The organism is Paenibacillus sp. FSL K6-1566 (genome assembly GCF_038050475.1).
Classification (GTDB): Bacteria; Bacillota; Bacilli; order Paenibacillales; family Paenibacillaceae; genus Paenibacillus_AQ; species Paenibacillus_AQ lactis.
In genome coordinates this window covers 2,679,506-2,693,102 of record NZ_JBBOSR010000001.1, presented here as the reverse complement: position 1 = coordinate 2,693,102, position 13,597 = coordinate 2,679,506, and the positions used below count along the sequence as shown (strand labels likewise).

The following is a 13,597-nucleotide window of genomic DNA, read 5'->3' as shown; positions in this document are numbered from 1 at the left end:
AGGTTACCTACGGACACAGCAGCCGGGCCGCTTCATCTAAATCCCGGCAAATATATTCCGGCGAAACACCGGCGGCGTCGATATGAGACTGCATATTTTGATCCGTCGTAATTCCTGTTAACACAAGTACCGTTTTGCATCCGGCGTGGACGCCTGCGGCAATATCCGTGCGTATATTATCTCCAACCACGTAAATATCCTCGGTCTGAACCCCGAGACGATCCGCGGCGAATTTCATCAGAATCGATGAAGGCTTGCCGATGACCAGCGGCTTCACACCGGACGCCGCTTCCACGGCCGCTCCAAGCGATCCCGCTCCCGGCATCAGCCCGGCGTCGGATGGAAGGAGCAAATCCGGGTTGGTCAATACCGACGCGGCACCTTCCTGAATCCAGCGAACGGCCCGGGCAAGCGCGTTATAATCAAACGAACGATCGATCCCTTGAACGACATACTGCGGCGATTCCTCAACGATGTGAAGCCCCTGCTCGAGCAGTGCTTGCCGAAGCCCTTCCTCACCCAGCATCGCAACTCTCGCCCCCGGCGTCTCCTCCGCAATATGCTTCGCAGCCGCTAGCGATGAGGTACAGACCTCCTCCGGTAAAGCGGGTATGCCCATATCCCGAAGATGGGCTGCTACCTGCTCCGGGGTTTTAGACGAGTTATTCGTTACGAACAAGTACGGAATGCCTCTTTCCTTCAAACGGAGGATCAGTCGATCCGCCCCTTCGATTCGCATCTTTCCATGATATAGGGTTCCATCCAAATCAATCAGAATCCCTTTCGGTTGTTCCATTGATGTATGCACCTTCTTTATTCCTGTCTTTCATCCGATGAATGATTCATATCGTAAAGCGTTGGCATTTCGTATAAGGTCAGCTTCTTCGAATCTTAATGAGATTATGTATAGCTGGGCCGAACCCGCAGGATTCCGTCCTGTCCTTCGCGCTATCCTGAAACAGCCTAGTACCATTGTAAAGAAGGGGACAGCCTGTTGCAAGGAATCCTCCGTTCGAGTCCTTTCCGTCCTCATGGACGATGTATAGACGACAAGGGTTTGACGAAACCAGCCTTCGTTTTTTTCGCTTCCGCTTCTAGGGCGGTCGAAAGAAATCGAAGGCTGTCCGTGCTTGATCGTTTCTGCAATCGCTTTGTCATATTCTGCGCTTTCCCGGAAAATAATGCTTCATTTCCTGGGGAAATGCCTGCTTAGGTGCTGCGCTGCACCGGGTACAGGCCGAAATCCTCGGCGAGCCGTGTATTCTCAAATACATCCTTCGCTTCTTGCAGCAGCGGCTGCAAATGCTCCACGTCTTTATACCTTGAGCTGAAATGCGTTAAAAACAGCGACTTCACGCCGGCCCGCACCGCTGCTTCTGCCGCTTGCTTGGCCGTACTATGGTAGTACTCATGAGCCAACTCGGCCAAATCCTCCATAAAGGTCGCCTCATGGACAAGGATGTCCGCATCTTTCGCGAGCACCTCTACTCCAGGGCAAGGACGCGTATCTCCGAGAATCGTCACAACTCTACCCTTCTTGGGTGCAAGCAGCACATCCGCGGGATGAATCCATCTTCCGTCCCCTAGCTCTACGCTTTCGCCTCGTTTCAGCTTCCCGTATTGCGGACCCGGCTTCAAACCATAGGCCTCCAGCCGTTTGGGATCGAGGCTTCCGGGCAGATCCTTCTCCACGACCCGGTAGCCATAGCTGTCCGCTCGGTGATCAAGCCCTGCGGCCTCCACGCGGAAGTACTTGTCTTCAAAAATAATTCCGCCGGTGTGCTCGATGATTTCCATTGTATACGGCACACGGGATTGGCTGATCGAGAGCGACGTTTCGATGAACGATTTGATTCCCGGAGGACCGTAGATCGTCAGGGGTGCGGTTACCCCCTGTGCTCCTCGGCTTGAAAGCAATCCGGGCAATCCAAAGACATGATCCCCATGCATATGTGTAATGAATACCTTTTCAAGCTTGGACAGCTTGAGAGGGGATTTCAATATTTGATGCTGCGTTCCTTCCCCGCAATCAAACAGCCATAAGCTTCTGCGTTCCTCAAGGAGACGCAGGGCAATGGACGTAACATTGCGCTGGAGTGAAGGAACGCCGGCATTGGTTCCCAAAAAATACAGTTCCATCCCTCTCTACTCCCTTTCGGTCGCAAACCGGAGAAATCCTCCGAAACGGTCGGAGGATTTCGAACCGGATGCACCGGTATAGTCAAGTTAAGCTTTATCTACATTAAAATAATGGGCCTCAGGATGACTGAATACCATTGCGGATACGGACGCTTCCGGCTCCATCATGAATCCTTCCGTCAGCGCCACGCCGATATCCTCAGGCTGCATTAAGCGGAACAACGGCTCTTGATCTTCCAGATCCGGACAAGCCGGATACCCAAACGATACCCGGATTCCCTGATATCGCGCACCAAGACGCTGCTTCATGGTCATGTCCGCCGGATCCGGGAAGCCCCACGTGTCCCGCATCATATGATGGACCCGCTCGGCAAGCCCCTCGGCTGTCTCCAGCGCGACGGCTTGAAGCGCATGGGAACGCAGATAATCTCCCTTGTCCTTCCATTGGCTGGACAGCTTGCCGACACCATGACCCGCCGTGACCACCAGAAAGCCCACGTAGTCCATAATGCCGCTGTCCACAGGCTTCAAGAAATCCGCCAAGCATAGATAAGGCTCGACCTGCTGCCTCGGGAACGTGAACGTATGCAGAATCTTTGAATGATCCGACGGATCATAGATGATGATGTCGTTGCCTCTCCCCTGTGCCGGGAAGAAGCGGTACATGGCATGCGCTTGAATGATCCCCGATCGGATCGCTTCATTCAGGATTCCGTCAACCGTTTCCTTCAGCGAGACGGCCTTTGGATCATTCGCCTTCAGCAGCTGCTCAACAGACCCTTTTAAACCGAGGTGATGTCCTAACAGCATCTGCATGTTGATATACGGCAAAATATGCGATATCGGATAATTGCGGAGCACATGGCGCTCCATATCCGGCGGGATATACACCGGCGCCTCGGTTGATATTTTGGAACGAAGCCCTTGGGAAAGCTTCGGCATAACCTTAACGGCCTGCGGGGCAGCGGCATCCGCCTCCATCTCGGCCTCGATATCCTTGGCCATTTCGGCCCGCTGCTGCGGGTCGCTCAGCTTGTTTGCCAGATCCAGACCTTCCATCGCGTCCTTTGCATACAGCACCATGCCGTCATATTCGGGACGAATACGCGTTTTCGTGAATTTTCGCGTCAACGCCGCTCCGCCTACCATGATCGGCACGTCGATGCCAGCGTTTTTCAAATCCTGCGCGGTTAGGACCATTTGTTGAGCGGACTTTACAAGCAGTCCGGACAACCCGATCGCATCGGGCTTTTCGCGCCGATATGCCTCGATAATTTGCTCCGGTGGTACTTTTATACCCAAATTCACAATTTCATAACCATTGTTGGAGAGGATGATCTCGACCAGGTTTTTGCCGATGTCATGGACATCGCCCTTCACCGTCGCCAGCATGATCTTCCCTTTAACCGACGTCTCATTTTTTTCCATAAAAGGCTCGAGATGGGCGACCGATGCTTTCATAACTTCAGCGCTTTGGAGCACCTCGGCTACGATCAGCTCATTATTGTTAAACAGGCGGCCAACCTCGGTCATTCCAGCCATCAACGGGCCGTTGATAATGTCCAGCGGTCCGTATTTCTTCAGCGCTTCATTGAGATCGGGAATCAAACCTTCCTTGGAGCCTTCAACAACATAGGAAGCAAGGCGCTCCTCCAGGCTTAGATTGGAGACTTTCTCTTTCTTCTCCACCTTTTTATCCCGGAAAGCCGCAACAAATGCCGCCAGCGTCTCATCGTTGGTGCGATAAATCAGATCCTCCGCAAGCTTCCGCTCTTCCTCGGGTATCGACGCATAACGCTCAAGCTTCTCGGTATTGACAATCGCGTAGTCAAGACCTGCCTTGGTGCATTCATATAAATATACCGAGTTCAGCACCTCGCGTCCAGCCTCCGGCAAGCCAAAAGAGACGTTGCTGATTCCAAGAATCGTATGGACCTTCGGCATCGCTTCTTTAATAAGCCGAATCCCTTCAATGGTCTCCTTCGCGGATCCGATGTACTGCTCATCCCCTGTTCCTACCGGAAATACCAGCGTATCGAAAATAATATCCTCCGGCGAAACGCCGTATTTATGAACGAGCAGGTCATACGAACGCTTCGCAACCTTCAGCTTGTCCTCGCGGGTAATCGCTTGACCCTTCTCATCGATCGTTCCAACAACGACCGCAGCTCCGTATTTATGGACCAGCGGAATGACCTTTTCGAATTTTTCTTCACCATCTTCAAGGTTAATGGAGTTAATAATCGCTTTACCCTGGGAATATTGCAGCGCGATATCAATAACCGCCGGATCCGTCGTATCGATCATGAGTGGAACCTTGACCTTCTTGGCGACCAGTTCCAAAAATTTAACCATATCCTCCGCTTCCTCGCGGTCGGGATCCTGCACGCAAATATCGATAATATGCGCACCATTCTTAACCTGCGCCCTTGCTATTTCGGAAGCCTCTTCGTATTTCCCTTCCACGATCAAGCGCTTGAATTTGCGGGAGCCCAGCACGTTGGTGCGCTCGCCCACCATATAAGGACGGTTGTCCTGCTCAATGTACACCGGCTCAATGCCCGACAACGCCGGCAGATGCGTCCCCGTCAGCGGGCGCGGGTTAAACCGGCTCATGGCATCCTTCAGCGCGCTGATATGCTCCGGCGTCGTCCCGCAGCAGCCTCCGGCGATGTTCAGCCATCCCTTTTCCGCAAATGCGGCCATTTTTTGTGCCAGCGACTCAGGGGATTCGTGATACTGGCCATTCTCATCCGGTAAACCGGCATTAGGGTAGCAGCTGATGGCGCTGCGGGACATTTCGGACAGGGAACGGATATGGTCCCGCATGAACTCCGGTCCTGTCGCGCAGTTCAAACCGATCGAGATCGGATTTAAGTGCTCAAGTGATATATAGAAAGCTTCTATATTCTGTCCGGCGAGCGTGGTGCCCATCGGCTCAATCGTTCCGGAAATCATGATCGGCAGCGTAATGCCCGTCTTCTCAAAAGCTTGGCGAATTCCAATGCTGCCTGCCTTCACATTAAGCGTATCCTGCGATGTTTCCAGGAGAAGGGCATCCACCTTGCCCTCGATTAACGCAATCGCTTGCTCTTCATAGCTTGCGATCAGCTCCGCGAAGGTTACGCCTCCCGTTACGGACAGCGTCTTTGTCGTAGGTCCCATTGCCCCGACAACATAACGCGGCTGCTCGGGCGTCGAATATTTATCGGCAGCGGCCCGAGCCAGCCGTGCAGCCTCCAAGTTGATTTCCCGGGCAAGCTGAGGTATATCGTATTCCGCCAGCACAACCGACGTTGCGCCAAAGGTATTGGTTTCGATCAAATCGGCACCTGCAGCCAGATACTGCTCATGAATGTTCTGGATGACATCCGGCCGGTAAATGACGAGTGTTTCATTGCATCCTTCCAGTTCGGCGCCGCCGAAATCGTCAGCCGTGAGGTCCTCTCGCTGGATCATCGTACCCATGGCACCGTCAAGGATTAATATTCGTTCTTTCAGTACTTCCTGTAAGCTAGGCTTGTTCAACTCATAAACCTCCCCGGAAAACGTTAAATCTTAGTGTATCAGAATCCTTTTCAATAGAAAAGGCGAAATATGCGCCACAGCGCGTATTATTCATGATTTACAGATGACAAAACGCGGTGACGCGTCTATAATACATATTAAACCAACTGGAGAAAGAGGGTTAGACCTATGGCAGAAATCGTGATTCGTAATACGAACGAACGCATTAGCGGGGAAGAAAATGTTCGTGAATTCCTGAAAAAACAAGAAGTGCTGTACGAGCATTGGAATATGGATAAGTTCCCGGCTGATCTTCAAGAGAAATTTCAGCTAAGCGATGAGGATAAGCAGCGTATTCTCGACGCATTCGATCCTGAAATTCGTGACCTGGCTGCTAGACGCGGCTACAAAATTTGGGATATCATCACGCTCTCCGAATCCACTCCGAATCTTGAGGATCTGCTCCAAAAATTCGAAGAGGTACACACGCACTCCGAGGATGAAATCCGGGCGATTGTAGGCGGTAAAGGTATTTTCATTATCAAAGGCTCCGAGGACGTAGGTTATTTCAATGTGGAGCTTGAGCCGGGCGATGTCATTTCCGTTCCGGAAAATACGCCTCACTTCTTCACGCTGATGGACAACAAGCAAATTGTGGCCGTACGTCTCTTTATTGAAGAGAATGGCTGGATTGCTACACCGGTGGCGGATCCGCAATTCCAATAATCGACAGCGCTTGATGGATGAACGCTTTTTAATGCTTCCATACGAAAAGGCAGCCCACGGACCCGAAAACGGCGTACCGGTGCTGCCTTTTTGAAATGTTCCGATCGTTTATTCCGTTACCGTTAGCTCCTTAAGCGGCATGGAATGCTGTCCTCTCGCGGTTACATGAGATATGATGCGGTAGGTCCCAGGCTGGTCGAAGGTTTTCTCCAGCTTGTATATTCCTCCCTGGTCATGCTCGATCGGCACCGTTGCCGACAAGCCTCCGCCTTCCTGGGTGACTTCGATCTCAACCGAATCCGCGTCTTCCACAGGCTGACCGGCCTGCGTGACCTTCGCCTCAATAAAAACCTTCTCCCCTGCTGCAACCGTTTCCGGGTTTATCGTCAGATCGACGATAATCGGCTCGGCGAGCGTGTCTTCATCAATATCGGCCTTACTTTCGTTACATGCTGCAAGGGCGACTGCCATCAATACCATCGCCGCGATCAATGCTATCTTTCTTCTTGTCATGCACTACACCTCTTTACAATATCGTGCCTATGTATGCTGCACGCCATGGTCCGGATCTTACAGAATCTGCTCACCATCATTATATCCCAAGAACCTTTTTTTTCGATCTCACGAAGCTTACAATTGTGTGACGTTTCTCACAGGGATTTAACGGGTCGTGATGACAAGATCTCGATAGAAAAACAGCCCGGATTCGCGATTACCGCGTCCAGGCTGTGCCATATGTACTCGTCACTAACGATTTGCTTCTTCGGACGTATCGATTGACATTTTCGTTTTTAAAGCGCAGCCAGGATGGCGTGTAGCTCGGACAGATGCTTAATCTCAAATTCCGGAACAATGGCCGGATCCTTGGGCCGATCTACCCGATTAATCCAAACGGTATGCAGTCCGGCCGCATTGCCTCCCTTGATATCCGTCGTCAGCTTATCGCCGACCATGACAGCCTCTCCAGGCTTCGCGCCAAGCAGTTCAAGCGCATGCTGGAAGATCGACACATCCGGCTTGCCTTTGCCGAAGTCGCCTGAAATGACAATGTGATCGAAATAAGGAACCAGCTCGGGAACACCATCAAGCTTTTCCTGCTGAAGATCAGGGCTGCCGTTTGTGAGCAGCAGCAGCTGCACCTTTCCTTGCAGCTCCTTCAGCACGTCGAATGTTTCTTCATACACATAGGGTCTGGATCTGCGCTCTGACGCAAACCGCTCCGCCAGCGTTTCGGCAAGGCTTTCATTCTCAACGCCAACACGAGCAAGACCGCGACGCCAGGATTCCTTCCGATACATCGGTGCGAGCTCCTGCAATTTCCGGAATTCCGGCTGCGACCCAGCCGTAAAATTCGCCCACAGCCCTTCGAATGGATTGATCCCGATCATCTGGGTAAATGCAAAGGTGTCATAGGATGCGTACAGCGATCTTGCTTCTTCCCGTACCGCATTCAGCAACTCCTTGGCATCAACCCCAGCTGCAGCGGCACCTGCTTCGGCTGTCACTTCAAAAGCTTCTTCCACACTTCGTTCATCCCACAACAACGTATCATCCAAGTCAAACAATACGGCAGTAATCGGCATGTTCTCCCTCTCCCTTTGTTCGTTTAGGCGCTATATATATTAATGATGTTCTACCGGAATATGATGGGCCTTCGCGAACTCTTCAAGCCGTTCTCCCATCGCCTGAGTGTCGTACAAATTGATCATACGCGAAAACACCCAGTTGCCTGCTTTCCCCTTGCCTTGTATGACGACAGAGCCAGAAGCAATTTTAATCTTCTCGATCTCCGAAGCGGCCAATCTTCGCTCCCGATTAAACTTCATGGTGGACACGGATGCGCGTTCGATCTTCAGATAAGGCTTGCGCAGGAAAATCATCAATGCAAGCAGAATGTACAAGCCGACACCGACCCAGTTCAGGACCCCATTGCTATCGCCCGTCGCTTTAGCTGCCGCGGAGCCGAGAAGCGCATAAAGAGCCGCAAGGGCAAGCAATACGATCGGCAGCACATATTTCCGTCCCTTAAACACGTCCATTGTATCGGAAATGGCAGATCCCTGATAGGTGGACATTCCCTGCTTCTTCCGTTTTTTGTTCAGTTGTTGCATATTTTTGCTGACTTTTCGTTCCCAAGATCTTGACATATCGTTCCTCCCAAATCTGATATCGCCTGTGCTATCTATAAAAGTTGAATAAATGAATGGATGTTATGGCAATATACTCCCTTGCCTGCATCGTTTTCTTAAACTCAACTCATTTATATCCGGGAAGCAGCAGTGCTTCGTTCATGCAGCATCCCGGCTTGATAATAAAACATCATTTGAAGCCCTAATGAGTCCTTCAGGATGTATCGACAAAACCTAGTGCTTCAGACGGGGGCCGCCTTTTTGCTCGTTCTCATCGACCCACTCGATCGATTCCAGCTGCTGTCTGAAGTTTCTGCGGATATTGTTAAGGTAGATTTCCCGAAGCTCTGCGCGTTCCTTCATTTCCTCTTCGGTCAAACCCTCGCTTTTCTGCTTAAGTGCCAATAGATTGATGCGTTCTACCAAAGTATCGATGTCCATGGTTTCTCCTCCATTTCAAATATCATTATAACTTAACCATGTGAAAAAGAGCTTGTCAAGGCGACCACCCTTGCAAGCTCTTGCATTCAGCGAATATAAACATATTAAGGAATGAATGTCATGATCTATATCATAAAGAGTGCGACAAATTCAATCATTATATAGTAGATTTCAAATACGACCTCATCGATCTGTGAAATGGCGAATTTCACTTCCTACTATATATTAAGATCTAAACCGAACGACTAAGAGTGCCGTTACCTGCATGGACGCTTACCATACCGGCAATGACAATACGTCGCCTGCCTGAATATCCGGACCCTTCAGCCCGTTATTTCTGCGAATGGTATCGATATATACCCGTATGTCCACATTCTCTGGCTTATGAACGGAAGCGATCTTCCACAAGGAGTCACCCGATTGAACAATAACTAGCTTCTCTCCGGTGGGTTCTTCCGTTCCTCCTGCGAACACGGAATATGCGCCTGTCCAACCGAATACAACGATGAGCAGAATGATCAGCAGTTTCGTTAATGGAAGTGAAACGATCTTTGACTTTATCTGATGGATCCAGGCTTCGGAGTCGGAATCCGTCTCTGTCGGTATGTTCTCATAAATGCTGCGGTATGTACTATATTTCAACATGAAATATCATCCCCCAAACAAGTGTTCTCTTAACTACAAATCGATAATAACACGAACACCTGTTTGTTTCAATACCCAATCGAACATTTGTTCCAATAATTTTAGAACTTATGTTTGTACGAACGGCAGTTCTATGTTATAATTTTCCCAAACGTTACTAAATGGGGTTGATACGGCATGTCGAAAATATCCAGCCGCCAGCTGGCGATCTTAGAGTTTATCCGAAACGAAGTTCGTAGCAAAGGCTATCCGCCTTCTGTCCGGGAAATCGGCGAGGCTGTCGGACTAGCTTCCAGTTCAACGGTCCACGGCCATCTTGACCGCCTGGAGAAGAAAGGCTTGATCCGCCGCGACCCTACGAAGCCAAGAGCCATTGAGCTGCTTGGCCAGGAAGAATCCGAGAGCAGCAACCTGTTTACCCACACCATCGCCCGGGTTCCCGTGGTCGGCAAAGTTACAGCAGGTGTTCCGATCACGGCGACCGAGAACATCGAAGATTACTTCCCTCTGCCGCAGCACTATGTCGGGGACGACAAGGTGTTTATGTTGTCCGTCGTCGGTGACAGTATGATCGAAGCAGGCATCCACAGCGGCGATTATGTGATCGTACGTCAACAGCAGACCGCCGATAACGGCGATATTGTGGTGGCCATGACCGAAGAGGACGAAGCAACGGTGAAGACCTTTTACAAGGAGAAGGACCATATCCGGCTGCAGCCGGAGAACCCTAGTTATGAGCCGCTGCGACTTAATCATGTGACGATCCTCGGCAAAGTCATTGGATTGTTCCGCGATGTTCACTAGCATAAAATCTACACATTAGAAGCCCGCTCCCTCTTTCAACAAGAGGATGAGCGGGCTTTATTATTCGGGCGGAGATTTCCACGTTGACGAAAGGAAATTAGCAAGTTGGGCTGATATAGGGATGGCCGATCAAACAAATGACCGGCCATTTTGATATATATTTTTTTATCCGTTGATAACTTCAGTCACGACCTAGTATGATCCGTTACTTCTTCTGAACCGTAATCGACCAGGATGCATCCGTAAGCTGAACGAAATTAGTAATTTTGTGGCCCGCTTCAGCAGCCCAACGCGGAATGCTTTCCGTTGCCTGCGTGCAGTCAAAATCAATCTCCAGTTCGTCGCCGCTTTTTAGAGATTCCATCGCTTCTTTCGCTTCTATCAAAGGAAAAGGACATACCATTCCAAGTACAGCTAATTTTTGTTTCATTAATATAACCTCCTAAGCCGTTGTCGTTTGATAAACTGCCGCCTTCTTCTTGGCGCTGGCACGTGGTCGCACATATACAAAATAAGAAGCTGCCCACGTACCTAAAATCATGAAGAATAATGAAACCCATCCTTGCCATGTCATCATCGCCGTCATGACCAGACCGTTTCCAATAGAGCAGCCGCCTGCCCAGCTTGCCCCGAAGCCCATCAAAATGCCGCCGGAAAAACTGGATACGGCCGTCTTGGCATCAGGAGCCCGAAAGCGAAACTCGCGGCTTCCTTTGGCTGCGATGAACGAGCCGAGGAATATCCCCAGTACAAGGAACACGCCCCAATTCAAATATTTATCGCCATCTCCGGTTACCAGATACTGAAGAATGTTAGCGGAAGGCGTGGTAATTCCTAGCCCCGACATTCTGCCTGTCGCTTCGCTGAGCGGCCATGCCAACAGCGCAACCAATCCGACGAGAATCGCGGTGACGAACGGATGCCATCGTTTCTCGAACAATAGATGGTTAAGGCCTTTACGCTTCGGCGGCAGCGACGGAATAAACACTTTTGGCTTGCGCAGCTGCTTGACGACAAGAAAAATAGTAATCAGAGCAAGTAAAGCGATAAATGGCCATACCGATAAACCGAACGTGGCCGGAATGGAGTTCGTTGGTGTTGAAATTCCTTTGAGGCTGTTGTTCACCGGCGACAGGGCCCCGGATTTCATAACAGCGCTCATCCCCATGTACCCGAAAAGAGCGATCCAGCTTCCAATAAGCCCTTCCCCTGCCCGATACCATGTTCCTGTCGCACAGCCGCCGGCCAATATAATGCCGATTCCAAATATGAAAGAACCAAGGATCGTAGCCAGCCAGTTAAACTCGCCGGCTTGGAACTGAATAAGTCCCATCTGGATCAATGCGAATACGCCGATACTCTGTACGCTGATCGCGATCAGCAAGGCGTAGAACATCCGGTTATCTTTTGTAAGATACATGTCCCGGAATCCACCTGTCAGACAAAAGCGACCCCGCTGCATAACAAATCCGAGTAAAGCACCGCATAATAACCCTGTGATAATCATTTGTGCCAAATTCGATGCCCCCTTATCTATTAATCCGACTAATTCAATATACTTTGTATACTATACGATTTTACTTACACTAATCCAAGGAGTCAATGATTTTTGATCAGGAAAAAAGTTACAAATCCCGATATTTTCTTAGTCGTTTTAATCAACCGCATGTTTCACATGCGGGTTTTGTTCTCTAGTTTGAATATCCATGGGAATCTGCACTAAAAGCTAACCGGGTTTAAAAAAGTTATTAAAAAAAGCACCCCGAAGGATGCTCATTATATATTGCACATCATTCCAGAATAAGGGCTCTCTCCCGGAGATCAAGCCTGTACTCGCGCTCCCCGTCAAAATCGGGCGAGCCTTCGCCTCCCGGCCCTTCCGTTGATTCCAGCACCAATCGATTCATTCTTACCATAGGCTGGCTCAGCGGCTTGTAGTAGGAAGTGACAAAGCTGCCCACTCCTTCCTTGAACGAAAGCGGGAAGGCTTCGCCGGTTCCCCGATCCATGGCGAAAGCATAAATTTCGATGGCATGGCAATCCCGATACTGCGGGGCAAGCAAAAATACGTCCGCATCCTGAAGCGGCAAGCGGATCATTTCAACCGGTTCCGAATTCGGCTGGATAAATGTCCGATCTTCCAACACTCCGATTTCGGTTTCGCTGCCATCTGCAGCTGCGTGGATGACATGATACCTTCCCGAAAAAGAAAGATCCGTTTCAATTCCGAAACAGCTTGGAGCACCGAGCCGTTGAACGGCCTCGCTTCCTTCCGCTACGACGAGCAGCTTCCCTTCCGGCCCGGTCCCTTGCGCACGAACCGTTCCGGCTTGCCGGTTTGCTGCCTCCGTCGCCAGCGGAACCGTCTCTGGCTTCGACTTTGGCGAAAATGGATCTCCTCCCCCCATCCAAAGGATAGCGATAATCAACAAAACGCCGGCGATGGCTGCCGTCCAATTCCTGCGACGCTTGAGCGTCCTTGTACTCCGGCCCTCCCCCTCCTTCAGACGCTTATGCACCCGCCTCTTTAGATCAGGCAGCAACAACTCGGCATCAAACGGCCCATTCTTCGCCCTTTCATACCACCCAGGTTTATGCTCGTTCATATCTGATGCTCCCCCAGTTTGTTCTGTACTTTTTGCCTAGCCCGATACAGCCTGGATTTAACCGTTCCGGCCGCAATCCCCAGCAGCTCGGCAATCTGTTGAATCGGCATATCATAATGAAGATCCAGTACGAGCACCTCTCGGAATTTAACCGGGAGCTCCATGATGATATCCCAGATATCGTCCGTATATTGTCTGTCCAGATACTCCGTCTCCGCCGAGATGCTGTGCCCTGCCGGTTGAATCCGATCCAATAAGGTTACGCGCCTTAGAAAAAATGACTTCTTGTGCCGAAAAGCCGTATGCCGCGTGATCGTAAGCAGCCAAGTTTTCAAACTGGATTGTCCGCGAAAGGTATGTATGCCGTAATAAGCTTTGATAAAGACTTCTTGAGCAATGTCGTCCGCAAGCGCGTGCTGCCCCGTCAAAAAGTATGCATAATTCCAGATGTCACTACCGTAATGCTCCATGATCGCGTCTAACGTGTCGGTATCCATGGAAGCCATGTGCTTGACGTATTCGAACTCCAACCGATTCACCTCATCCAATTAGAGTCCAACTCAGGGCGAAAAGTTCCCTTTTATTGAAGAAAAATTTATC

The 13,597-nt window shown here is 50.4% G+C and carries 14 protein-coding genes; 2 read left to right on the top strand and 12 right to left on the bottom strand.

All coding sequences use genetic code 11. The features are described from left to right. Positions 1 to 7 precede the first annotated feature (7 nt). The 3 genes from NST08_RS11760 to metH all read right to left on the bottom strand — a co-directional run bounded on the left by NST08_RS11760 (position 8) and on the right by metH (position 5,667). Positions 8 to 796, bottom strand: a complete 789-nt coding sequence (locus tag NST08_RS11760; RefSeq protein WP_007129976.1) for a TIGR01457 family HAD-type hydrolase — start codon at positions 794 to 796, stop codon at positions 8 to 10. Between the two features lie 413 nt (positions 797 to 1,209). Then, positions 1,210 to 2,139 carry a ribonuclease Z gene (rnz, locus tag NST08_RS11755; protein ID WP_007129975.1) on the bottom strand — a complete coding sequence of 310 codons (930 nt, stop codon included), beginning with the start codon at positions 2,137 to 2,139 and terminating at the stop codon, positions 1,210 to 1,212. A gap of 87 nt (positions 2,140 to 2,226) precedes the next feature. Then, positions 2,227 to 5,667, bottom strand: a complete 3,441-nt coding sequence (gene metH, locus NST08_RS11750) for a methionine synthase (RefSeq protein WP_007129974.1) — start codon at positions 5,665 to 5,667, stop codon at positions 2,227 to 2,229. Between the two features lie 168 nt (positions 5,668 to 5,835). On the opposite strand from metH, the gene NST08_RS11745 reads away from it, so the two are divergent. Then, positions 5,836 to 6,372, top strand: a complete 537-nt coding sequence (locus tag NST08_RS11745) for a cupin domain-containing protein (RefSeq protein ID WP_007129973.1) — start codon at positions 5,836 to 5,838, stop codon at positions 6,370 to 6,372. Between the two features lie 108 nt (positions 6,373 to 6,480). On the opposite strand, the gene NST08_RS11740 is transcribed toward NST08_RS11745, so the two are convergent. The 5 genes from NST08_RS11740 to NST08_RS11720 all read right to left on the bottom strand — a co-directional run bounded on the left by NST08_RS11740 (position 6,481) and on the right by NST08_RS11720 (position 9,587). Continuing rightward, positions 6,481 to 6,885, bottom strand: coding sequence for a FixH family protein (locus NST08_RS11740; protein ID WP_007129972.1), 405 nt, complete (start codon positions 6,883 to 6,885; stop codon positions 6,481 to 6,483). 278 nt (positions 6,886 to 7,163) lie between these two features. Further along, positions 7,164 to 7,955 carry an HAD family hydrolase gene (locus tag NST08_RS11735; protein WP_007129971.1) on the bottom strand — a complete coding sequence of 264 codons (792 nt, stop codon included), beginning with the start codon at positions 7,953 to 7,955 and terminating at the stop codon, positions 7,164 to 7,166. Positions 7,956 to 7,994: 39 nt separating this feature from the next. After that, positions 7,995 to 8,519: a hypothetical protein gene (locus NST08_RS11730; RefSeq protein WP_007129970.1), complete on the bottom strand. Its 525-nt coding sequence runs from the start codon at positions 8,517 to 8,519 to the stop codon at positions 7,995 to 7,997. A gap of 216 nt (positions 8,520 to 8,735) precedes the next feature. Continuing rightward, positions 8,736 to 8,942 (bottom strand): DUF896 domain-containing protein, encoded by a 207-nt coding sequence (locus NST08_RS11725; RefSeq protein WP_341341777.1) that lies wholly within the window; start codon positions 8,940 to 8,942, stop codon positions 8,736 to 8,738. A gap of 273 nt (positions 8,943 to 9,215) precedes the next feature. Next, positions 9,216 to 9,587, bottom strand: a complete 372-nt coding sequence (locus tag NST08_RS11720) for a LysM peptidoglycan-binding domain-containing protein (RefSeq protein ID WP_007129968.1) — start codon at positions 9,585 to 9,587, stop codon at positions 9,216 to 9,218. 177 nt (positions 9,588 to 9,764) lie between these two features. Between NST08_RS11720 and lexA the strand changes: the two genes are divergently transcribed. After that, the gene (gene lexA, locus NST08_RS11715) at positions 9,765 to 10,391 is read left to right on the top strand and encodes a transcriptional repressor LexA (RefSeq protein WP_007129967.1); all 627 of its coding nucleotides are present in this window, start codon (positions 9,765 to 9,767) and stop codon (positions 10,389 to 10,391) included. Between the two features lie 205 nt (positions 10,392 to 10,596). Here lexA and NST08_RS11710 read toward each other — a convergent pair whose 3' ends face one another. The 4 genes from NST08_RS11710 to NST08_RS11695 all read right to left on the bottom strand — a co-directional run bounded on the left by NST08_RS11710 (position 10,597) and on the right by NST08_RS11695 (position 13,536). Continuing rightward, entirely contained in the window at positions 10,597 to 10,821 is a 225-nt protein-coding gene (locus tag NST08_RS11710) for a sulfurtransferase TusA family protein (RefSeq protein ID WP_007129966.1), read from the bottom strand. A gap of 12 nt (positions 10,822 to 10,833) precedes the next feature. Further along, the gene (locus tag NST08_RS11705; protein WP_034272143.1) at positions 10,834 to 11,898 is read right to left on the bottom strand and encodes a YeeE/YedE family protein; all 1,065 of its coding nucleotides are present in this window, start codon (positions 11,896 to 11,898) and stop codon (positions 10,834 to 10,836) included. 283 nt (positions 11,899 to 12,181) lie between these two features. Then, positions 12,182 to 12,997, bottom strand: coding sequence for a hypothetical protein (locus NST08_RS11700; protein WP_007129964.1), 816 nt, complete (start codon positions 12,995 to 12,997; stop codon positions 12,182 to 12,184). Then, positions 12,994 to 13,536 (bottom strand): RNA polymerase sigma factor, encoded by a 543-nt coding sequence (locus NST08_RS11695; protein WP_321184922.1) that lies wholly within the window; start codon positions 13,534 to 13,536, stop codon positions 12,994 to 12,996. Before NST08_RS11695 ends, NST08_RS11700 begins: the two co-directional genes overlap by 4 nt. Between the last annotated feature and the right edge of the window lie 61 nt (positions 13,537 to 13,597).

What these genes read in the sequence shown, in the direction of transcription:
- NST08_RS11760 (WP_007129976.1), bottom strand. Translation starts at nt 796, where the DNA reads ATGGAACAACCGAAAGGGATTCTGATTGATTTGGATGGAACCCTATAT.
- rnz (WP_007129975.1), bottom strand. Translation starts at nt 2,139, where the DNA reads ATGGAACTGTATTTTTTGGGAACCAATGCCGGCGTTCCTTCACTCCAG.
- NST08_RS11745 (WP_007129973.1), top strand. Translation starts at nt 5,836, where the DNA reads ATGGCAGAAATCGTGATTCGTAATACGAACGAACGCATTAGCGGGGAA.
- NST08_RS11740 (WP_007129972.1), bottom strand. Translation starts at nt 6,885, where the DNA reads ATGACAAGAAGAAAGATAGCATTGATCGCGGCGATGGTATTGATGGCA.
- NST08_RS11735 (WP_007129971.1), bottom strand. Translation starts at nt 7,955, where the DNA reads ATGCCGATTACTGCCGTATTGTTTGACTTGGATGATACGTTGTTGTGG.
- NST08_RS11730 (WP_007129970.1), bottom strand. Translation starts at nt 8,519, where the DNA reads ATGTCAAGATCTTGGGAACGAAAAGTCAGCAAAAATATGCAACAACTG.
- NST08_RS11725 (WP_341341777.1), bottom strand. Translation starts at nt 8,942, where the DNA reads ATGGACATCGATACTTTGGTAGAACGCATCAATCTATTGGCACTTAAG.
- NST08_RS11720 (WP_007129968.1), bottom strand. Translation starts at nt 9,587, where the DNA reads ATGTTGAAATATAGTACATACCGCAGCATTTATGAGAACATACCGACA.
- lexA (WP_007129967.1), top strand. Translation starts at nt 9,765, where the DNA reads ATGTCGAAAATATCCAGCCGCCAGCTGGCGATCTTAGAGTTTATCCGA.
- NST08_RS11710 (WP_007129966.1), bottom strand. Translation starts at nt 10,821, where the DNA reads ATGAAACAAAAATTAGCTGTACTTGGAATGGTATGTCCTTTTCCTTTG.
- NST08_RS11705 (WP_034272143.1), bottom strand. Translation starts at nt 11,898, where the DNA reads ATGATTATCACAGGGTTATTATGCGGTGCTTTACTCGGATTTGTTATG.
- NST08_RS11700 (WP_007129964.1), bottom strand. Translation starts at nt 12,997, where the DNA reads ATGAACGAGCATAAACCTGGGTGGTATGAAAGGGCGAAGAATGGGCCG.